At 71.7% G+C, this 19,017-nt stretch carries 20 protein-coding genes, 1 tRNA gene and 1 pseudogene; 15 read left to right on the top strand and 7 right to left on the bottom strand.

The window, feature by feature from the left end; genetic code table 11:
• Nucleotides 1–9: 9 nt before the first annotated feature.
• A complete protein-coding gene (locus AC5L3X_RS24045) occupies nt 10–225 on the top strand; it encodes a DUF1918 domain-containing protein (protein WP_189122456.1) in 216 nt (71 codons plus the stop codon).
• Nucleotides 226–364: 139 nt separating this feature from the next.
• On the opposite strand, the gene AC5L3X_RS24040 is transcribed toward AC5L3X_RS24045, so the two are convergent.
• Together AC5L3X_RS24040 and AC5L3X_RS24035 are read right to left on the bottom strand one after the other, a co-directional pair.
• On the bottom strand, nt 365–967 hold the full coding sequence (locus AC5L3X_RS24040) for a GNAT family N-acetyltransferase (RefSeq protein ID WP_494859764.1): 603 nt from the start codon (nt 965–967) through the stop codon (nt 365–367).
• On the bottom strand, nt 957–3,062 hold the full coding sequence (locus AC5L3X_RS24035; protein WP_494859763.1) for a penicillin acylase family protein: 2,106 nt from the start codon (nt 3,060–3,062) through the stop codon (nt 957–959). Before AC5L3X_RS24035 ends, AC5L3X_RS24040 begins: the two co-directional genes overlap by 11 nt.
• A 326-nt stretch (nt 3,063–3,388) precedes the next feature.
• On the opposite strand from AC5L3X_RS24035, the gene AC5L3X_RS24030 reads away from it, so the two are divergent.
• The 8 genes from AC5L3X_RS24030 to AC5L3X_RS23995 all read left to right on the top strand — a co-directional run bounded on the left by AC5L3X_RS24030 (nt 3,389) and on the right by AC5L3X_RS23995 (nt 11,112).
• On the top strand, nt 3,389–4,849 hold the full coding sequence (locus AC5L3X_RS24030) for a pyridoxal phosphate-dependent decarboxylase family protein (protein WP_494859762.1): 1,461 nt from the start codon (nt 3,389–3,391) through the stop codon (nt 4,847–4,849).
• Between the two features lie 20 nt (nt 4,850–4,869).
• Nucleotides 4,870–6,168 (top strand): lysine N(6)-hydroxylase/L-ornithine N(5)-oxygenase family protein, encoded by a 1,299-nt coding sequence (locus tag AC5L3X_RS24025; protein WP_494859761.1) that lies wholly within the window; start codon nt 4,870–4,872, stop codon nt 6,166–6,168.
• Complete coding sequence (locus AC5L3X_RS24020) at nt 6,165–6,749, top strand: GNAT family N-acetyltransferase (RefSeq protein ID WP_494859760.1); 585 nt, start codon at nt 6,165–6,167, stop codon at nt 6,747–6,749. Before AC5L3X_RS24025 ends, AC5L3X_RS24020 begins: the two co-directional genes overlap by 4 nt.
• Entirely contained in the window at nt 6,746–8,590 is a 1,845-nt protein-coding gene (locus AC5L3X_RS24015; RefSeq protein ID WP_494859759.1) for an IucA/IucC family protein, read from the top strand. Before AC5L3X_RS24020 ends, AC5L3X_RS24015 begins: the two co-directional genes overlap by 4 nt.
• Complete coding sequence (locus AC5L3X_RS24010) at nt 8,587–9,537, top strand: MFS transporter (protein ID WP_494859758.1); 951 nt, start codon at nt 8,587–8,589, stop codon at nt 9,535–9,537. Before AC5L3X_RS24015 ends, AC5L3X_RS24010 begins: the two co-directional genes overlap by 4 nt.
• Nucleotides 9,426–9,845: a hypothetical protein gene (locus AC5L3X_RS24005; protein WP_494859757.1), complete on the top strand. Its 420-nt coding sequence runs from the start codon at nt 9,426–9,428 to the stop codon at nt 9,843–9,845. The genes AC5L3X_RS24010 and AC5L3X_RS24005 overlap by 112 nt, the downstream gene beginning before the upstream one ends.
• Before the next feature lie 66 nt (nt 9,846–9,911).
• Nucleotides 9,912–10,403: an MSMEG_6728 family protein gene (locus tag AC5L3X_RS24000; protein ID WP_189122462.1), complete on the top strand. Its 492-nt coding sequence runs from the start codon at nt 9,912–9,914 to the stop codon at nt 10,401–10,403.
• A gap of 73 nt (nt 10,404–10,476) precedes the next feature.
• Nucleotides 10,477–11,112, top strand: a complete 636-nt coding sequence (locus tag AC5L3X_RS23995; protein ID WP_494859756.1) for a dihydrofolate reductase family protein — start codon at nt 10,477–10,479, stop codon at nt 11,110–11,112.
• Here the strand turns inward: AC5L3X_RS23995 and AC5L3X_RS23990 are convergent.
• The 3 genes from AC5L3X_RS23990 to AC5L3X_RS23980 all read right to left on the bottom strand — a co-directional run bounded on the left by AC5L3X_RS23990 (nt 11,046) and on the right by AC5L3X_RS23980 (nt 13,579).
• A complete protein-coding gene (locus tag AC5L3X_RS23990; RefSeq protein WP_494859755.1) occupies nt 11,046–12,395 on the bottom strand; it encodes a Dyp-type peroxidase in 1,350 nt (449 codons plus the stop codon). The two genes, AC5L3X_RS23995 and AC5L3X_RS23990, sit on opposite strands and share 67 nt — an antisense overlap.
• Nucleotides 12,395–12,931, bottom strand: a complete 537-nt coding sequence (locus AC5L3X_RS23985) for a copper chaperone PCu(A)C (protein ID WP_494859754.1) — start codon at nt 12,929–12,931, stop codon at nt 12,395–12,397. Before AC5L3X_RS23985 ends, AC5L3X_RS23990 begins: the two co-directional genes overlap by 1 nt.
• A gap of 66 nt (nt 12,932–12,997) precedes the next feature.
• A complete protein-coding gene (locus tag AC5L3X_RS23980) occupies nt 12,998–13,579 on the bottom strand; it encodes an MFS transporter (RefSeq protein WP_494859753.1) in 582 nt (193 codons plus the stop codon).
• A gap of 196 nt (nt 13,580–13,775) precedes the next feature.
• On the opposite strand from AC5L3X_RS23980, the gene AC5L3X_RS23975 reads away from it, so the two are divergent.
• Nucleotides 13,776–14,465: a hypothetical protein gene (locus AC5L3X_RS23975; protein WP_494859752.1), complete on the top strand. Its 690-nt coding sequence runs from the start codon at nt 13,776–13,778 to the stop codon at nt 14,463–14,465.
• 132 nt (nt 14,466–14,597) lie between these two features.
• A complete protein-coding gene (locus AC5L3X_RS23970; protein WP_494859751.1) occupies nt 14,598–15,116 on the top strand; it encodes a universal stress protein in 519 nt (172 codons plus the stop codon).
• Here the strand turns inward: AC5L3X_RS23970 and pdxR are convergent.
• Together pdxR and AC5L3X_RS23960 are read right to left on the bottom strand one after the other, a co-directional pair.
• Entirely contained in the window at nt 15,072–16,349 is a 1,278-nt protein-coding gene (pdxR, locus tag AC5L3X_RS23965; protein WP_494859749.1) for a MocR-like pyridoxine biosynthesis transcription factor PdxR, read from the bottom strand. The two genes, AC5L3X_RS23970 and pdxR, sit on opposite strands and share 45 nt — an antisense overlap.
• Before the next feature lie 55 nt (nt 16,350–16,404).
• Nucleotides 16,405–16,503, bottom strand: a pseudogene (locus AC5L3X_RS23960) (hypothetical protein); the annotation flags it as partial.
• 99 nt (nt 16,504–16,602) lie between these two features.
• On the opposite strand from AC5L3X_RS23960, the gene AC5L3X_RS23955 reads away from it, so the two are divergent.
• The 4 genes from AC5L3X_RS23955 to AC5L3X_RS23940 all read left to right on the top strand — a co-directional run bounded on the left by AC5L3X_RS23955 (nt 16,603) and on the right by AC5L3X_RS23940 (nt 18,979).
• On the top strand, nt 16,603–17,808 hold the full coding sequence (locus AC5L3X_RS23955; protein WP_494859747.1) for an MFS transporter: 1,206 nt from the start codon (nt 16,603–16,605) through the stop codon (nt 17,806–17,808).
• A 218-nt stretch (nt 17,809–18,026) separates the two neighbouring features.
• Entirely contained in the window at nt 18,027–18,146 is a 120-nt protein-coding gene (locus AC5L3X_RS23950; RefSeq protein ID WP_214635294.1) for a DLW-39 family protein, read from the top strand.
• A gap of 16 nt (nt 18,147–18,162) precedes the next feature.
• Nucleotides 18,163–18,891 (top strand): HAD-IA family hydrolase, encoded by a 729-nt coding sequence (locus AC5L3X_RS23945; protein WP_494859746.1) that lies wholly within the window; start codon nt 18,163–18,165, stop codon nt 18,889–18,891.
• A 15-nt stretch (nt 18,892–18,906) separates the two neighbouring features.
• Nucleotides 18,907–18,979 (top strand) — tRNA-Ala (locus AC5L3X_RS23940).
• Nucleotides 18,980–19,017: the final 38 nt, after the last annotated feature.

Raw genomic sequence — 19,017 nt, 5'->3', positions numbered from 1 at the left:
GAGACCGAGATGAAGGCAGCGATTGGAGACCGGCTGGTCGTCGAGGGCACCTACCACGACGAGCACCGGCGGGTAGGCGTGATCACGGAGCTGCGTCACCCTGACGGATCTCCGCCGTACGTGGTGCACTGGCTGGACACCGGCCACGAGACCCTCGTGTTCCCGGGGCCCGACGCCCACCTGATGACCAAGGAGGACCGGGAGTCGACACTCCCGTCCTGGTGAGCCCCGCCCGCGCGTCGAGGGCGGCCACCTCGGCCTGACCGCGCCTCGTCATCCGGTGGCGAGGCGCGAGGTCGTGATGCACGCCGTCGGCCCGGCTCGACAGGCCTCGCGCGAGTCCTGGCGACCGCGGCCGACCCGGTCAACGCCGGTGCGGCTGCTCGAACGTCTCCCTGCTGAGGAAGACGAGGCGGGCCCGCTTCTCGGGCAGGTCGATCTCGGGGCCGGGCACGAAGCCGGTGCGCACCAGGCGGGCGATCGCCTTGGCGTTGCGCGCGTCGGGCTCGGCCACGATCCGCTTGCGGCTCGGGTCGGCGAGCACGTACGTGAGGAACGCGGTCAGCAGGGCGCCGGTGAAGCCGGGCTCCGGCTCACCGGCGACCGGCCCGATCATCAGGTGGATGCCGTAGTCGCCGGGCCGCACCTCGTAGCACTCGCCGACCGGGTCGAACTCCGGATCGTAGCTTTGGAAGAGCGCCACCGGCCGGTCGTCCCGGTGCAGCAGAAAGGCGTGGTGGCTGTCGAGGGTGCCCACGAACTCGTACAACTCCAGCACCCGCTCGCGAGTGGCGTCGAGCATGCCCCAGAACCTGGCCCGTTCCTGCGTGACCCAGGGGTAGATCACGTCGAGGTCGGCCGCCGGGTCCAGCGGGACGACCCGGACCGTGCCGAAGCCGTCGATCACCTGCTCGTGCACGGCCGCACGGCGCGCGGGGGACGTGGGGGTGGGGATCTCAGGGGACATGCCGCTCCTCGGTGAGTCGGTTCCAGTCGGTGATCACGGGCACGAGTTCTCCGCGCAGCCACAGCGGCAGCTGGTCGCGGCCGTGGGCGTCGCCGGGCACGCCGGAGGCGCCGAACGGAACCACCCACAGGCTGTCGTCGCGCCTGGCCAGGTCCCAGACGTAGCGCGCCGCCGGCCCGCGCGCGAAGTAGTCGGTCAGCCCCGGGACACTGGACGTGGCCAGCACGCAGTCGTGGTCGCCGCCCGCCCCGTGCCACTCGTCCGACGCCGGGCCGGGCAGCGCCCGCCAGGGCGTGAGCCGGTGCAGCTCGCCCCACGCCACCTCTGTCCCTCCGGCCGCCGCCACCTCCTCGACGGCCGCCCGCAGCTGCTCGGCCTGGTCGAGGCCGGGCAGCCGGTCGGTGGTCAGCAAGGTCTCCATCGCGTACGCCACCCTCGGGAGCAGCGCGAGCCACGGCAGGAAGATCTCGGGGCACGGCGGGGGCTCGGCCAGGGCGGACAGCGCCGGGTGGGCCGCCAGCCGGCGGACCACGGCCGACCGCACCGCCGCGTAGGCCGTGGCGCCGGTGCCGGCGGCGTCCATGCGCCGGTCCCAGTCGAGCAGCCGGTCACGCAGCCGTACGGCCTCGGGGGAGAGCCCGTCGAGCTTGGCCAGCACGTCCAGCAGGGGACCGGCGGCGGCCAGGAAGGTGTCGGTGTGGACGGCCGCCATGTCCCCGGCGGACCAGGCCGGGGCCGCCTCCAGCAGCTCGCGGATGCGGTCGGCCCGGTGCGGCGGGGCGAACTCGACGCCCAGGGGTTCCGACGGGCCCCGCTCGTTCGCCATCACCGCGAGGCCGCCGACCGGCGCGCGGGGCATCGGGTCGTGCCAGCCCCGCCACTCGTGCTCACGCTCCCAGGCCGGGACGACGCGGGTGCCGTTCGCCGGGTGACGGATCGGCACCGCGCCCGCGACGCGGTGCAGCAGGCCGCCGTCCGTGTCGGCGGCCAGCACGACGTTGACAGGCTCGGCCCACCGGTCGAACGCCCGGTCCACCTCGTCCACGGTCCTGGCCCGCAGCAGCCTGGGCAACGCCTCGAACCCCAGGTCACCTCGTACCCGGGGCGGATACCGCAGACTGACCGCCCCCTCCCCGCCCCCGCCCGGCGCGGCGACGTTGGAGGGGGTGCCGTCGGCGGCCCACGCCGAATCGCCGGTGAGGATGACGGGACCGCGGGCGGTCTCGATCACCTCGACCTCGACCGGGTCCGCGCCGGCCACCTCGACACGCTCCAGATGAGCCGAGACCGGCTCCCAGCCGTCAGGACCGTACGCCTCGACCGCCTCGCCCCGGCGGCGGAGCCGTTCGCGGTAGAGGTCCTGGTAGTCGGCCATGGCGTTGGTGATCGCCCAGGCCACCGTGCCGGTGTGCCCGAAGTGGGCGATGCCGGGGACGCCGGGCACGGCCAGCCCCACCACGTCGTACTCGGGGCAGGACAGGTGGATCTGCTGGTAGAGGCCCGGCTCCTCGATGAACCGGTGGGGGTCGCCGGCGAGGAGGGCGGCCCCGGTGGTGGTGCGGTCGCCGGGCACGAGCCAGCCGTTGCTCCCGGAGCTGCCGGGCCCGTCGGCCGCGAAGAGTCCGATCGCGTCCGCGCCGAGCCGCCGGGCGACCGCCTCGCGCCACAGCTTGGCGGGGAACCCGGCGAACAGGATGTGGTGCGACAGCCACACGGCCAGCGGGGTCCACGGCTCCCACCGGCCGGGAGTGAGGCCGGTGGCGGCGAACTCCGGTGCCCGAAGCGCCCCGTCGCCGAGGCCGGCGTTGACCCCGTCGACATAGCTCCGCACCCAGGCGGCGGTGTCGCCGTCGAGGGCGTGGTAGCAGCGGCGGGCGGTGTCGTCGAGGCGGACCTGCCGGGCGAAGCGGTCCCAGCCGACGGCGTCGGGGCCGAGGAAGGCGGCGGTGGTGCCGGTCGAGCGGTGCCGTTCGACCTCGATCTGCCAGGCCCGGTCCTGGGCGGCGTTGTGCCCCTGGGCGTGGGCCAGCTCCCGGGAGTCGCCGGCGCGGAGGTGCGGGATGCCCCAGGAGTCCCGGAAGACCTCGATGCTCACACAGTCCTCACTACGTACGGCCAAGCGGACCTAAACCACGATCTACCCTCTGGACAGATACTTAGGTTAGGTTAACCTAAGTATTGCCAGTTCAAAAGGTTCATATTGCCCACAGAGCGCCCCCTCGCCTGAGCCCCAGGGTGTCCGGGCGGGGGTCGTTGGAGAGCCAAGATCAGCCCTAAGTTAGGTTAGCCTAACCTAACTGCAACGTCCGTGACTGTTGAGGACTGACCATGACTTTTTGGGGACACCCCGTCGATGTCCCATCGGCAGCCGCCGTACCCGAACCGGCAGGCGCGAGGCTCCACCTGTTCAATCACGCGACCATGGACCACTACCGGCAGGCGCTGGCCGCCGGGATCGACCGGGTGGCCACCCGGATCGCCGCCGCCGACCGGCCTTTCAGCGGGATCTCCCCCTCGGTGCTCGCCCCGGAGATCTCCGCCATCGATCTAGAACACCCCCTGCGCGACCCCGCCGCCGCCCTCGACGAGCTGGAGGACGTCTACCTGCGCGACGCGGTCTACTTCCACCACCCCCGCTACCTGGCCCACCTCAACTGTCCCGTCGTCATCCCCGCCCTGCTCGGCGAGGCCGTCCTCACGGCCGTCAACTCCTCGCTCGACACCTGGGACCAGAGCGCGGGCGGCACGCTGATCGAGCGCCGCCTGATCGACTGGACGGCCGGGCGCGTGGGGTTCGGCCACCAGGCGGACGGCGTCTTCACCAGCGGTGGCACCCAGTCCAACCTCCAGGCCCTGCTGCTGGCCCGCGAGGAGGCGCGCGCGTTCGCCACGGCCGGCTCGGCGGCGGCCGGACACGAGCCGCTACCTCCGCTGCGCGTCATCGCCTCCGAGGCGGGCCACTTCAGCGTGCAGAAGTCGGCCAAACTCCTCGGTCTCGGCCCCGACGCCGTCATCACGGTGGAGACCGGCCCGGACCGCCGCATGCGACCGGCCGCCCTGGCCCGCGAGCTGGAACGCTGCCGCCGCGAGAACCTTCTGGTGATGGCCGTCGTCGCCACGGCCGGCACCACCGACTTCGGCACCATCGACCCGCTGCCCGAGATCGCCGACCTGTGCGCGCGGGCCGGGACCTGGCTGCACGTCGACGCCGCCTACGGCTGCGGCCTGCTCGTGTCGCGCACCCGGCGACACCTGCTCGACGGCATCGAGCGCGCCGACTCGGTCACCGTGGACTTCCACAAGTCCTTCTTCCAGCCGGTCAGTTCGAGCGCCCTGCTGGTACGCGACGGCGCCGTGCTGCGGCACGCGACCTACCACGCCGACTACCTCAACCCCGCCCGCATGGCCGAGCAGCGCATCCCCAACCAGGTCGACAAGAGCCTCCAGACCACCCGCCGCTTCGACGCCCTCAAGCTGTGGATGACGCTGCGCATCATGGGCCCCGACGGGATCGGCGAGCTGTTCGACGAGGTGGTGGACCGTACGGCCGCGGCCTGGGACCTGCTGGCCGCCGACGCGCGCTTCGAGATCGTCACCAAGTCGCAGCTCAGCACCCTCGTCTTCCGCTACCTGCCGCCGGAGGGACCCGGCCGCAAGCTGGCCGACGACGCCAACCTGTACGCGCGCGAGGCGCTGGCCGCCTCGGGCGCGGCCGTCGTCGCCGGCACCAAGGTCGACGGCCGGCACTACCTGAAGTTCACCCTGCTCAACCCGGAGACGACGCTGGACGACATCGCGCACGTCGTCGAGCTCATCGCCGAGCACGCGGGACGGTACGTGAACGACCGCGCCCCCCTCGAAACCTGCGGCCAGGCCGGCTGACCCACCATGGGAGGAACCGTATGTCCACGCACGATTTCATCGCGATTGGGCTCGGCCCGTACAACCTGGGTCTCGCCTGCCTGACCGAGCCGATCGAGGAGCTCGACGGCCTGTTCCTGGAGAGCAAGCCGGACTTCGACTGGCATCCGGGGATGCTGCTCGACTCAGCCACCCTGCAGACGCCGTTCATCGCCGACCTCGTCACCCTGGCCGACCCCACCTCGCGCTACTCCTTCCTCAACTATCTGAAGGAGTCGGGGCGGCTCTACCCGTTCTACATCCGCGAGATCTTCTACCAGATGCGCAGCGAGTACAACGCGTACTGCCGCTGGGCCGCCGCCCGGCTGCGCGGCATCCGCTTCGGCCACGAGGTGACCTCCGTCGAGTACGACGAGGCCGACGGGCTCTACACGGTCCGCGCGGTCAGGTCGGGCACCGGGGAGACGACCGAGCACCGCGCCCGGCACCTCGTCCTCGGCACCGGCACCCCGCCGTACCTCCCGGACGCCTGCCAGGGCCTCGGCGGCGACCTTATCCACAACGCGGGCTTTCTCGGTGCCAGGGCCGCGCTGCGCGACAAGGAGAGCATCACCGTCGTCGGCAGCGGCCAGAGCGCGGCCGAGATCTACTACGACCTGCTGGGCGACATCGACGCCCGCGGCTACCGGCTCAACTGGGTGACCAGGTCGCCGAGGTTCTTCCCGCTGGAGTACACCAAGCTGACGCTGGAGATGACGTCGCCGGAGTACGTGGACTACTTCCACGCGCTGCCCGAGGACACCCGCTACCGGCTGGAGGAGGAGCAGAAAGGGCTGTTCAAGGGCATCAACGCCGACCTGATCAACGACATCTTCAACCTGCTCTACCAGAAGACCGTCGGCGGCCCGATCCCCACCCGGCTGTTCACCAACACCGCGCTGACCAGCGCCTCCTACGACGACGGCCGGGGTGAATACACCCTCGGGCTGCGGCACGTCGAGCAGGAGCGCGACTTCTCGCTGCGCACCCACGGGCTGATCCTGGCCACCGGCTACAAGTACCAGGTGCCCGCCTTCCTGGAGCCCGTACGCGACCGCATCCGCTGGGACGCCCACGGCCGCTTCGACGTGGCCAGGAACTACAGCATCGACACCACCGGCCGCGGCATCTTCCTGCAGAACGGCGCCACCCACGCGCACAGCATCACCTCGCCCGATCTCGGCATGGGCCCGTACCGCAACTCCTGGATCGTCCGCGAGCTGCTCGGCCGCGAGTTCTACCCGATCGAGAAGGCCATCGCCTTCCAGGAGTTCGGCGCGCCGGAGGGCGTCATCGCATGAGCGAGATCCTCTTCACCCGCACGGACGAGCGGATCGGGGAGCTGGCGGTGCGCCCGCTCGACCTCGACACCGACGCCGAGCAGCTGCACGGCTGGGTCACGCATCCCAAGGCGGCGTTCTGGATGATGCGGGACGCCGACCTGGCGGGGGTCGTCGCCGAGTACCGCCGGATCGAGGCGCATCCGCACCACGACGCGTTCCTCGGGCTGGTCGACGGCCGGCCCGCCTTCCTGGTCGAACGGTACGACCCGGCGCACGTCGAGCTCGCCGGCCTGTACGACGCCGAGGAGGGCGACGTCGGCATGCACTTCCTGTGCGCGCCGACGGACACCCCGGTCCACGGCTTCACCCTGGCCGTGATCACCACCGTCATGGAGCTGCTCTTCAGCGACCCGGCCTGCCGCCGCGTCGTGGTCGAGCCCGACGTCCGCAACACGGCGGTGCACGCGCTCAACGCGGCCGTCGGGTTCGAGGTCATCGGCCCCGTCACCAAACCGGAGAAGGAGGCGCTGCTCAGCGTCTGCACCCGGGACCGCTTCCGTTCCACCGCCCGCCGAGATCACCGAGGAGTGACCGCGTGAACCCCCGTGAGGCCGTCGCCCACCTGACGCCCGGCACCTGGGCCCGCGCCAACCGCCATCTGGTCCGCAAGGCGCTGTCCGAGTTCGCCCACGAGCGGCTGCTCACCCCGGAGCCGATCCCCGGCGGCCGGTATGCCGTCCGCAGCGACGACGGCACGGTCGAGTACCGCTTCGCCGCCACGCTGCTGCCGCTCGACCACTGGCGGATCGACGCCGGCAGCATCACCCGGCACCGCGTCCCCGCCTCCGGAGAGCCCGGGACCGAGACCGGGACCGAGACCGGGGCAGGGGCAGGGGCAGGGGCCGAGCTCCCGCTGGACGCGATCGCGTTCTGTGTCGAGCTGCGCGGCACCCTCGGCCTGAGCGACCGGATCCTCCCGATCTACCTGGAGGAGATCGGCTCCACCCTGTCCAGTGCCGCCTACAAGCTCACCAAGCCGCAGGTCGGCGCCGCCGAGCTGGCCAAGGCCTCGTTCCAGGAGATCGAGACCGGCATGACCGAGGGCCACCCGTGCTTCGTGGCCAACAACGGCCGGCTCGGCTACGGCGTGCACGAGTATCACGCGTACGCGCCCGAGGCCGCGCGCCCGGTGCGGCTCATCTGGCTGGCCGCGCACCGCGACCACGCCACCTTCACCTGCTCGGCCGACATCGACCACGACCGCCTCATGCGCGACGAACTGGGTGAGGAGGTGCTCGCCCGCTTCGCCGCCACCCTGGCCGAGCTGGGGCTCGACCTGGCCGACCACCTGCTCATCCCGGTCCACCCCTGGCAGTGGTGGAACAAGCTGTCGGTGACCTTCGCCGCCGAGGTCGCCGAGCGGCGGCTGGTCTGCCTCGGCTCCGGCGACGACGAGTACCTCGCCCAGCAGTCGATCCGCACCTTCTTCAACACCACCGTCCCGTCCAGGCACTACGTGAAGACCGCGCTGTCGGTGCTGAACATGGGCTTCATGCGGGGCTTGTCGGCCGCGTACATGGAGGCCACGCCGGCGATCAACGACTGGCTGGCCGATCTCGTCGCCGGCGACGAGATCCTGCGGGCGACCCGGCTGACGATCCTGCGCGAGCGGGCCGCCGTCGGCTACCGTCACCGGCAGTACGAGGCCGCCACCGACAGATACTCGCCGTACCGCAAGATGCTCGCGGCGCTGTGGCGGGAGAGCCCGGTGCCGGGCCTGGAGCCGGGGCGGCGACTGGCCACCATGGCCTCCCTCCTGCACGTCGACCACGAGGGCCGGTCCTTCGCGGGCGCGCTGGTCGAGCGGTCGGGCCTGGCCCCCGAGGTGTGGCTGCGCCGCTACCTCGACGCCTACCTCACCCCGCTGCTGCACAGCTTCTACGCCTACGACCTGGCGTTCATGCCGCACGGCGAGAACGTCATCCTGGTCCTCGACGGCGGCACGGTGGAACGGGTGATCTTCAAGGACATCGCCGAGGAGATCGTGGTGATGGACCCGGACGCGCCGCTGCCGCCGGGCGTGGACCGCGTCCGCGCGGAGGTCCCGGAGCACATGAAGCTGCTCTCGATCTTCACCGACGTCTTCGACTGCTTCTTCCGCTTCCTGAGCGACGCCCTGGCCGCCGACGGCGTGCTCGACGAGGAGACCTTCTGGCGGACCGTGGCCGAGTGCGCCGCCGGCTACCAGGCGTCGGTCCCGCACCTGGCCGGGAGGTTCGAGCGCTACGACCTGTTCGCCGAGACGTTCGCGCTGTCTTGCCTCAACCGGCTGCAACTGCGGGACAACCAGCAGATGGTCGATCTGGCCGACCCGTCGGCGGCGCTCCAACTGGTCGGAGACCTGGCGAACCCGATCGCCCGATTCGCCGCCGAACGGTGATCGCGGACACGGAGAGGGGAGCCGGGGCCCGGCTCCCCACGCGGTGGCCGATCCTCATGGTGATCTGCCTCGCCCAGCTCGTCGTGCTGCTCGACAACACCGTCCTCAACGTGGCGATCCCCACCCTCGGCAGGGAGCTGGACGCGACCACCGCCGACGTCCAGTGGGTGATCAACGCCTACTCGCTCGTACAGTCGGGCCTGCTGCTCGCCTCGGGCAGCGCGGCCGACCGCTACGGGCGCAAACGGCTGCTGCTGGCCGGGCTCGCGCTGTTCGGCGCCGGGTCGTTGGCTGCCGCGTTCGCCGGATCGACCGGCCAGCTCATCGCCGCCCGCGCGGGCATGGGCGTCGGCGGGGCGCTGCTGCTGACCACCACCCTCGCCGTCGTCATGCAGATCTTCGACGCCGAGGAGCGCCCGAAGGCGATCGGCGTCTGGAGCGCGGTCAACGCTCTGGGCTTCGCGGCGGGGCCGCCGATCGGCGGGCTGATCCTGGCGCACTTCTGGTGGGGCGCGATCTTCCTGATCAACCTGCCGATCGTGCTGATCGGCCTGGTCGCGGTCCGGATCCTGGTGCCCGAGTCGAAGAACCCCGGCTCGGGCCCGCCCGACCTGCTGGGCGCGCTGCTGGGCACCGCCGGGATGACCGGAGCCGTCTACGCGATCATCTCGGGGCCCGAGCACGGCTGGGGCTCGGCCCGGGTGCTGCTCCCGGCCGTCGCGGGCGCGCTCCTGCTGGCCGCCTTCGCGCTGTGGGAGCACCGCACCCCGCATCCCATGCTGGACATGCACTTCTTCCGCGACCGGCGCTTCGTGGCCGCGATCGCCGGGGTGGTGTGGTCGTCGCCACCTTCACCACCGGCGGGTACGGCGTGCTGCTGCTCGGCCTGGCGCTCATGGGAGCCGGCTGCGCGCTGGCCAACCCGGCCATCGTCGAGGCGGTCATGAGCGCCATCCCGCTGGACAAGGCCGGGGCCGGAGCCGGCGTGGACGGCACCATGACCGAGGTCGGCACCAGCCTCGGCGTCGCCGTGCTGGGCGCCGTCATGAACGCGCGGTTCCTCACCCTGCTCCCGGCGGTCGCCGCCGGCGCGGGCTCGTTCCCGGCCGCCCTGGACCTGGCCGGTACGGACGCCGAACGGGCCGCCGTCGTGGACGCGCTGGCGAGCGGTATCCAGGCCGGCCAACTGGCCGGGGCCGCGGCGGTCCTCGTCGGCGGCTGCCTCACGGCGCTGCTGCTCTACCGGGCCTCATAGGCACGTTTCGACCGCCCTGACCTGCGGAAGGAGCGGTAGGAAGCGTGATCGCGAGCGAGGGGGTTCATGCAAACCTTTCTGCCCTATCCGGACTTCGCGCTGACCGCTCAGGTGCTCGACCCGCTGCGGCTCGGCAAGCAGCGCGTGGAGGCGCTGCAGATCCTGCGGGCGCTCACCGTCCCCGGCTACGGCTGGCGAAACCACCCGGCGGTGCGCATGTGGGCGGGTTACGAGGAGGGCCTGGTGCGTTACGGCCTGGAGGTGTGCCACCACTGGTGCTCCACCGGCCGCAGCGACACCTGCGCCGACACGCTGGCGCGCGAACTGGCCCACCACTGCGGCAGGACGGGCGTCCGCACCCAGGCGCAGCTCGAAGCGGCCGGCGAGCTGCCGCCCTGGCTCGGTGACGACGGCCTGCACCGCAGCCACCGCTCCGCGCTGCTGCGCAAGGCCCCCGACTTCTACGGGCCGATCTTCGGCCCCGAGCCGGACGACCTCGACTACGTCTGGCCCTCCTCCGACCGCCCGCCGGCCTACCTCCCCGGCGGCTTCGCCTAGCGCCACAGATGAGTCCGACGGCGCCCACAGGTCTACCTCCCGACGGAGACGACCAACTCATCAGGAGCACGGCATGGGTCTCATCCACATCGAGCTGTTCGCAACCCTCGACCTCGTCGGGCAGGCGCCCGGCGGCCCCGACGAGGACCCGGTGGGGTTCCCGTTCGGCGGCTGGCAGGCGCCCCTGCTGGACGAGGTCGCCGGGGCGCAGGTCAGTGCCGCGTACGAGGGCACGGACGCCCTCCTGCTCGGCCGGCGGACGTACGACATCTTCGCCGCCTACTGGCCGCACCAGGAGGGCGGCGAGGACAACCAGATCGCCACGCTCTTCAACAGCGTCCCGAAGTACGTGGCCTCCCGGGGCAGGCCCGACCTGTCGTGGGCCGGGTCCACGAGACTCGGCCCCGATCTGGCCGGCGCGGTGCGCGAGATCCGTGACCGGCACGAGCACGTGAAGGTCGTCGGCAGCCTGAACCTGGTGCAGACCCTCCTGCGCGAGAAGCTCTTCGACCGTCTCGACCTCTGGGTGCACCCGATCGTGCTCGGCGTCGGGAAGAAGGTGTTCGACGGTGGCGCCGTGCCCACGAACGTCACCCTCCTCGAACCGCCGGTCGCCGGCCCGAAGGGCACCGTCTACCTGCGTTACGGGCTCGCCGACGGCACGCCCGGGACGGGGGACATGAGCGCGCCCGATCGCGGCGCGGCCTGACTCCCGGGTGACCTCGCCTGGAGCAACCGGTCTCCGATCCACCCGTCCGGCGCGCATCCCGGCGGGATGGCGAACACCGCCGAGCCGATCGTGGTGACCCACTCGTTGAGCAGGTCACCCTCCGCCAGCCGGCGCTGCACCGGGACGAACTGGCGGCCGATGTCCGCCTGGTAGGAGGCGAAGATCAGCCCGGAGTCCGACGTGCCCGCCTCGGTCACCCCCTCGTCGTAGTTGTACGGCCGGCGCAGGATGCGCAGTCCGGGATCCTCCGTACGGGCTCGCCGGATGTGGGCGTACTCCGAGATGACCGGGAAGCCGAGCCGGTTGAGCCGGGCGAAGTCGGGCTCGTCGTGCTCGGCCCGGCCGGTCAGCGGGGCGCCCGTGTCGAGGCGGCGGCCGATGGTGAACTCCCTGGCCACCCGGTCGGCGGCGTCCCAGGTCTCCAGGTTCATCCGGATGCGGCGCAGCACCAGAGTCGTCCCGCCGCGCAGCCCTTCGGGGCCGTCGTTGATCCACACGGCCCGGTCCAGGTCCGTGGGGTTGACCGTGCCGTCGAGCTGGCCCATCAGGTTGCGCTGGGTGGTGCCCGGCGTCTGCGCGTGGGCGCTGCGCCGGAAACCGCGCTGGATCCAGCGGACCCGGGTGAAGGACCGCGCGTCCTTGACGATCATCCGCAGCGCGTGGGCGACGGTGATCGGGTCGTCGGCGCAGATCTGCACCAGCAGGTCGCCGCCGCTCCACCGCTTGTCCAGCTTGTCGGTGGTGAACGACGGCAGTGGCGCCAGGGGTGACTTCGTCTTCGCGGCGGCGAACAGTCCGGGGCCGAACCCGAACGTGACGGTCAGCCGGGCGGGCGTCACGGCCAGCTCGGGCTCGGTGTCGGCGAGCGCCGGCCGCCCCTGGGTGAGGCGGCGGGCGTCGTCGGTCAGCAGGTGCATCAGGCGGGCGACCGCCTCCTTGCCGGTGCCGGGCCGCAGGTCGAACGCGACGAACACGGCGTGCGCCTGCGGCGTCGTGGCCACCCCGGCCTGGTGTGGCCCGTGGAACGGCTCCACGGCCGACGCGCTGGCATCCGACGCGCCGGACGCGCCGCCCGACGGACCAGACGTGCCTGATCCGCCCGAGGTGCGCGAGGCGGCCGGGACGGACTGCCCGGCGGTCGCGACGCCGCCGGCCGGCCCGGCGTCCCGAGCCGCCGCCGTGGCCAGAACGGTCATGGCGGCGCCGCCGGCGACGGCCGCGCCGCCGGTCAGCAGCCCGCGCCGGCTGATTCCGGCGGCCATCAGTGATCCATGCCCGGTTGGTAGTCCTCCTTGCCCCCGGCGAAGTCCTTGCCGACGGCGGTGAACTCCAGCGGCTGCCCGTCCCCGACCGTGATCGTGAACGGAATGCGCGCTCCCGGCTTCACCTGCTCGGTGACGCCCATCAGCATGATGTGGTCACCACCGGGTTCGAGCGGATGGGTGCCGTGGGCGGGGACGACGAAGCCGCCCTCCTTGGCCCGCATGACCATCTTGCCGCCGGACTCCACGACCTCGTGCAGCTCGATCGTGGGCGACAGCGGCGAGGCGGCGGAGACGACCGTCACCGCGGCGTCGGAGTCGTTGACCAGCACCCCGAACGCGGCCGTCATCCCCTTCTCGGTCGTCTTCACCCAGGGATCGGTGATGGACAGCGCAGCGCCCGCCGGAGCAGTGGCCTGAGCCGGAGCGCTGGCCTGTGCCGGGGCGCCGCCGGCGGCGGAGGTGGAAGTCGGCTGGGCCCCACACGCCGTCAGGGCGAGCAGACAGCCGAAAGCCAGAACATGACGAGAGAACACGAGAAATGCCTTTCTCCACCCGGTACGGCAGGCCGCGCCGGGCGTGGTGGTCGAAATGACGAAATGTCAGAGGGAATCGACGACCGCCGGCGGACCTCGCCGGCTCACCACATGCCGCAGCACGGCCGAGCGCAACACCAGCGGCTCGGCCGTACGGGGAGAAAGGAAAGGAGTCCACGGGACGGGCGGCAGAAGCATGGCCAGCAGGCGTACGGCCAGCCGGCGCAGCACCGCCCAGAACAGGGCCTCGCCGCGCGCCAGCCACAGCGCGGTCAGCCCGATCGCCCACCCGTGCGCCACCAGCATGCCGACCCCCGGCACCAGCCCCCCGTGCTCCACCAGCATGCCGACCTCCGGCAGCGGCCCCGCATGGGCGTGAGCCACGACCGGCGAGCCGACCGAGAAGGTGAGCGAGAAGCCGACGTGCATGACGGCCTGCAACGCGCCGAGCAGCGGCAGAATCGAGCGCATCGTCCGCTCACGCGCGGACAGCGGATAGGCCACGGCGAACGCCAGCGCCAGCGCCCCCGCCACGGCCGGAGGCGTGACGCCGCCCCCGCCGAAGGTGTGGGCCACCACGCCCAGCCCGAGGCACACCACGGCGAACGCCGAGGTGCGCGCGAGGCGGAAGGGCAGCGAGGCGGACATCTCGCGGCCATCATGACACGCACGATGCTCGCCCCCGGATCGGCCCCAGATCGCCCCGGACAGGCCCGGATCGACTCCCGATAGGCCCGTCCCTCGGCCGTGACGCGGCCGAGCGTGACCATGGCCCGGCGGCTACTTCCATCCTTTTCCTGGACGACCGGGGCAGGTGACGCAAGTCACGGCATAATGGCGCGCAATGCCGAAATTTCGTGACCTGTCGACGTATGCCGCGACCATCGCCCCGGTCATCAACGCGGTGCACATCAACGTCCACGCCTCAGCGGGCACCGGGACCGGCGGGCTCCTCATGGACCTGCGCTACCGCCTCCCACTCGGCCCCCTGACCCGCGACGAGCTCGCCGCCGTCTACCGGTACGGCAGCGCCCACGACCTGGACGCCGAGATCCACGACCACCTGCGGCAGGGCACCCTGACCGAGGACGGCGAGCGACTCCTGCGCCCCACGCCCGCCGCGCTCGCCGCGATCGACGGCATCTACGCCGCCCACGCCGCCGCCACCCGGCGCATCTGGGCGGCCCACGACCTGGTGACGCTCGCCGATCTCGCGGGCAGGGTCCTCGACACGGCCGAACGCGACCCGGGCGGCGCCTTCGCGGCCGTGACCCCGCCGTACGAGCCGGACGGCACCCCCGCGGGCGTGCTGCTGTTCAACCGCCTCGCCGCGCTCCGCTACCACCGGGCCGACGCCCACGCCGCCGCCTGGCACGCGGCAGGGCTCACTGCCGCCGGAATCGTCGACCTCTGCGCGGGTCCGTTGCGCGACGAGATAGAGGACGACACCAACCGCCGGGCCGCGCAGCCGTACCACGTGCTCGACGATCTGGAGCTCAAGGTGCTGTTCGAGGGCCTGCTGGCACTGGCGTGAAACGAGGCGTAACGCGGCGCGCGCCGCACCGCGATGCCCCTTTTGTAAAGGGCCCGAAAGTTCGCAAATTGCCACCTTCAGGTAACCGGCGGCCGGGCGCACTATGGTCGAGTACCTCTCCAAGGAGTCGCCGTGGATCATGACCTGCCCGGCGGAGCGAGGCTGATCGTCGGGGTGGACGAGACCCCGGCCTCGCGATGGGCCCTGGCCTGGGCGATCGGCGCGGCCAGGCTGCACCGGATGGCCCTCGTCGCCGTGCACGTGAGCCGGGCGCCGGTGCATCCGTTCCCCGAGGCGCTGCCCGTGCAGAACACCATCAGGGCCGGCGAGGAGGCCAGGTGCGCCGAGCTGGTCGCGGGCGTGTTCGACGACGTGGCCGGTGGGATGCCCGAAGACCTCACCACGGTCGTGGCCGGCAGGGTCGGCGACCCCGGCTACCACCTCGTCGACCTCGCCCGTGAGGGCGACCTCCTGGTCCTCGGCCGCAGCCGCCGGGGTCTGTTCAGCCGGATGTTCCTGCCGTCGACCAGCATGTACTGCGCCCGCCACGCGAGGACCACGGTGGTCATCGTGCAGCAGCCCTCGCCGCCCGACGAGCCTGAGCTGTCAGGCGAGCGGGCCAAGAGGTTCTGGAGCCGGAGAGATCTCTAGCGACCGGCCGAGCGACCCCTCCGGGATCAGCGACCGGGCGAGCAGCCGCAGCCCCTCCGGGATGGCCTGCTGCCCGATCGCGCCGTAGCCCAGCACCAGACCGGGCTGCGCCGTGGTCTCGCCCCGGTAGGCGTCGAGCTGCTCCACCGCCAGTTCGGGCGCGGGCCGTACCGACACGCCCGGGGCGAAGCGGGCGCAGAGATGCAGGCCCGCGACCGACGGCACCCGGCGGAGCCGGTCGTCCCGGTCCAGAGCGTCGGCGATCAGCGCGTGCCTGGCGGCGTATTCACGGGTCGCCTTCCTGATGTGCCGGGCCAGCAGCCCCTCATCGATGAACCTGGCCAGTGTCGCCTGGACGGGCAGCGTCCCGTGCCAGTCGGTCAGCCGCCGGGCCGCGCGCAGCGCGGGGCCGAGTGAGGCGGGCGCGACCAGGAAGCCCAGACGGAGCGTCGGCAGCAGCGTCTTGGAGAACGAGCCGACGTAGATCACCCGGCCCGCCCGGTCCAGGCTCTGCAGCGGCTCCAGCGGACGGTCGCCGAAGCGGAACTCACTGTCGTAGTCATCCTCGATCACCACCGCCTGCCGCCGCTTCGCCCAGGCCAGCAGCGCTGCCCGGCGGGCCAGTGACATGGGTGTACCGAGCGGGAACTGGTGTGACGGCGTCACGTACACCAGCCGCGCCGCGCTCGGGATGGCCGAGACGTCGATGCCCTCGCCGTCCACGGGCACTCCGGCGACCCGCGCGCCGAGCGAGCGGAACAGCAGCCGCGCGGGCGGGTAGCCGGGCTCCTCCACGGCCACGCAGGCGCCCGGCTCGACGAGAACCCGCCCGACGAGGTCGAGCGCCTGCTGGGCGCCGTTCGTGATGAGCACGTCGCCGGCACCCGCTCGCACCGATCGGCTGATCCCGATATGCCGGGAGATGGCCTCCCGTAGCCCCTCGTGCCCCGCCGGATCCCCGTATCCGGCGGTGCTCGCGCGCGACTCGTGGGCCATCAACCGGCGCCAGCTCTCGATCGGGAACAGCCGCGGATCCGGCACCCCCACCCGGAAGTCGTACGTCGCCGGCGCCATCGGGCTGAACGGCGGGATCGTCTCCCACACCGCCCGCGGCCGGACGACCCCCTTCGGCGCGGCCCGGCCCCGCACCGGCTCCGCCGAGACGAACGTCCCCGCGCCCGCCCGTCCCGCCAGGAACCCGTCGGCCACCAGCCGGTCGTAGGCCACGGCCACCGTTGCGCGAGATCTCCAGCCGCCGCGCCAGCTCCCGCGTCGGCGGCAGCCGCTCGCCCGACCTGAGCCGCCCGTCGAGGATCGCCTCCAGCAGTTGCCGGTAGACCTGAGCGGCCAGGTCACCGCGCCCGGACAGGGTCACGTGCACGTCCATGTTTGGCCCAATCACTTGACCAGAAATTGGAGCTTATATCGGGGACAAGTCCGTCCGTAGATTCGCCGCATGACACCGCCAGTTCGCACAAGGTCTGACATGTCGCCCAGGCGAGTGCTGGCCCTGGCACAGCTGGCGAACTCCATCGGCGACGGCGCCTACCTGGTCACCTCGGCGCTGTACTTCGCCAGGATCATCGGCCTGACCCCCACCCAGATCGGCTTCGGCCTCACCCTGGGCTGGGCCGTCGGCGCGCTCGCCGGCATCCCGATCGGCCGCCTGGCCGACCGGTACGGCCCCCGCGGCGTCGCCGTCCTGCTCGCCGTCACCACCGCCACGGCCGTCGCGTCGTTCGTCCTCGTCCGGTCCTTCGCGGTCTTCGTACTCGTCGCCTGCCTGTACGGCACCGCTCAGACCGGGCTGTCGGCCGTCCGCCAGGCCCTGCTCGCCGGCCTGATCGAACCCGCCAAACGGACCGAGGTGCGGGCCGTCCTCCAGGCGACCCTGAACGGCGGCCTCGCCGTCGGCGCAGCCCTGGGCGGCCTCGCCCTCCACCTCGACACGCGCGAGGCGTACCTGACCCTGTTCCTCCTGGACGCCGCCGGCTTCCTGGCCGCCGCGCTCATGCTGCTCCGGCTGCCCGCCGTGCCGGCCGTGCCGTCCCGCCGACGGCCGGCCGTGCTGCGCGACCGGCCGTACGCGCTGGTCACGCTGATCAACACGGTCATGCTCTTCTACATGCCGCTGCTCAGCCTGGTCGTCCCGCTGTGGATCGCCCAGCGCACCTCCGCGCCGACCTGGATGGTCTCCGTCCTGCTCGTGATCAACACGGCCGGAGTCCTGCTCTTCCAGGTCCGCGTCGCCCGCCGCGTCCGGGGACTGCCGGACGCCTCCAGATCCGTACGCCACGCCGGGCTGGTCATGCTCGCGGCCTGCATGGTGTTCGCCCTGTCGGCCACCGGCTCCTCGGCCTGGCTCGCCGCGGCCGTCCTGCTGATCGCGATGGCGCTCCAGGTCCTCGGCGAGATGCTGCAGGCCGCCGGCGCCTGGGAGATCAGCTTCGCGCTGGCCCCCGACGACAAGCACGGTGAATACCAGGGCTTCTTCGGTACCAGCGTGGCCTTGGCCAGGATGCTCGGCCCGATCGTCCTCACCACGGTCGTGATGGGCTGGGGCGCCGCTGGATGGCTCGTGATCGGCGCCGGATTCCTGGTGGCGGGCCTTGCCATGGCCCCCGCCGTCAGATGGGCCGAACGATCCAGAACCCGTACCGACACCAGCGCACAGCCCGCATCCCCCGAGTAGGGTTCGACCCGAGCCGCGATTGTTTGGCATGATCCGAGTGTTGTCCAAGATAGGACGGGTCAGGGCTGGTCCCACCCGGGACAGCCTGGTCCAACCTCGCACATCCGATACATCTGGTTCGTGCGCGACACAGGACCGCAGCCATCCCTTGCTAGGCTGCTGTCAACCGTTGGGTCTCACCCCGGCAGGTGAGACCGTCGAAGAAGTGGGGTCACACCGTGAAGAAGCTGGTTGTTCTGGCGCTGATCGCCCTTGGGGGGCTGCTGGTCTGGCGCAAAGTGCAGGCTGACCGCGCCGAGCTCGATCTCTGGACCGAGGCCACCGGCAGCGAGAACTAACCGACCTGGCGAGGCGATGAGTGACGTCGTCCCCATCAAGCTGGCGTGCCTGGATCTGGCCGGCACAACAGTCGGTGACATCGCCATGGTCGAGCGCGCTTTCGCCGAGGCGATAGCCACGCAGGGCATAGTCCCCGGGACCGGAGCGTACGCACGAGCCATGGTTCATGTGCACCGGTCCCGGGGCTGTCCCAAGATCGATGTCTTCCGGGGGATCTTCCCCGACAACGAGGCCCAGGCGCAGGCGGCCAACCTCACGTTCGAGCGATCGTACGAGGGCACCGTCGAACGGGCGGGGCTCGTCCCCATGCCCGGCGTGCTCGAGGTCCTCGAGAAAATCCGCGGCTCCGGCGTCAGGCTCGCCGTCATCACCGGCTTCAGCCGCGCCACCCTGGGCCGTGTCCTGAGCGTCCTCAGCTGGGACGACAAGATCGACCTGGCCATCTCCCCCGAAGACGCGGGCGGTCGCGGCCGGCCCTGGCCCGACATGATCCTGCACGCCGTCCTCCAGCTCGGCATCGACGACGTACGCCAGGTGGCCGTCGTGGGCGACGCCGAGAGCGACATGCTCAGCGGTCGCCGAGCCGGCGCCTCCGTCGTGGCCGGCGTCATGACCGGCGTTCACAGCCGCGAACGCCTCCAGAAGGGCGGCGCCACCCACATCCTCGACTCGATCGCCGACTTCCCCGGCCTGATCCTCAGCGACGACCTGGGCCCGCACCACATACCGGCGCCAGCCCGGTAAGCTATCTTCGTCGAAGGGGCCTTAGCTCAGCTGGCAGAGCGCCTGCTTTGCAAGCAGGATGTCAGCGGTTCGAATCCGCTAGGCTCCACCTCGAAAAACGCCCCGCAACCGATCACGGTGCGGGGC

It is taken from the genome of Nonomuraea sp. CX421, assembly GCF_059358955.1.
The sequence above is the reverse complement of the archived record's forward strand: the minus strand, read 5'-3'. Positions and strand labels throughout refer to the sequence as shown.

Excerpts from the sequence above, each read along its gene's own strand:
- AC5L3X_RS24045 (WP_189122456.1), top strand. The coding sequence starts at position 10 with ATGAAGGCAGCGATTGGAGACCGGCTGGTCGTCGAGGGCACCTACCAC.
- AC5L3X_RS24040 (WP_494859764.1), bottom strand. The coding sequence starts at position 967 with ATGTCCCCTGAGATCCCCACCCCCACGTCCCCCGCGCGCCGTGCGGCC.
- AC5L3X_RS24030 (WP_494859762.1), top strand. The coding sequence starts at position 3,389 with ATGGACCACTACCGGCAGGCGCTGGCCGCCGGGATCGACCGGGTGGCC.
- AC5L3X_RS24025 (WP_494859761.1), top strand. The coding sequence starts at position 4,870 with ATGTCCACGCACGATTTCATCGCGATTGGGCTCGGCCCGTACAACCTG.
- AC5L3X_RS24020 (WP_494859760.1), top strand. The coding sequence starts at position 6,165 with ATGAGCGAGATCCTCTTCACCCGCACGGACGAGCGGATCGGGGAGCTG.
- AC5L3X_RS24000 (WP_189122462.1), top strand. The coding sequence starts at position 9,912 with ATGCAAACCTTTCTGCCCTATCCGGACTTCGCGCTGACCGCTCAGGTG.
- AC5L3X_RS23995 (WP_494859756.1), top strand. The coding sequence starts at position 10,477 with ATGGGTCTCATCCACATCGAGCTGTTCGCAACCCTCGACCTCGTCGGG.
- AC5L3X_RS23990 (WP_494859755.1), bottom strand. The coding sequence starts at position 12,395 with ATGGCCGCCGGAATCAGCCGGCGCGGGCTGCTGACCGGCGGCGCGGCC.
- AC5L3X_RS23980 (WP_494859753.1), bottom strand. The coding sequence starts at position 13,579 with ATGTCCGCCTCGCTGCCCTTCCGCCTCGCGCGCACCTCGGCGTTCGCC.
- AC5L3X_RS23975 (WP_494859752.1), top strand. The coding sequence starts at position 13,776 with ATGCCGAAATTTCGTGACCTGTCGACGTATGCCGCGACCATCGCCCCG.
- AC5L3X_RS23955 (WP_494859747.1), top strand. The coding sequence starts at position 16,603 with ATGTCGCCCAGGCGAGTGCTGGCCCTGGCACAGCTGGCGAACTCCATC.
- AC5L3X_RS23945 (WP_494859746.1), top strand. The coding sequence starts at position 18,163 with ATGAGTGACGTCGTCCCCATCAAGCTGGCGTGCCTGGATCTGGCCGGC.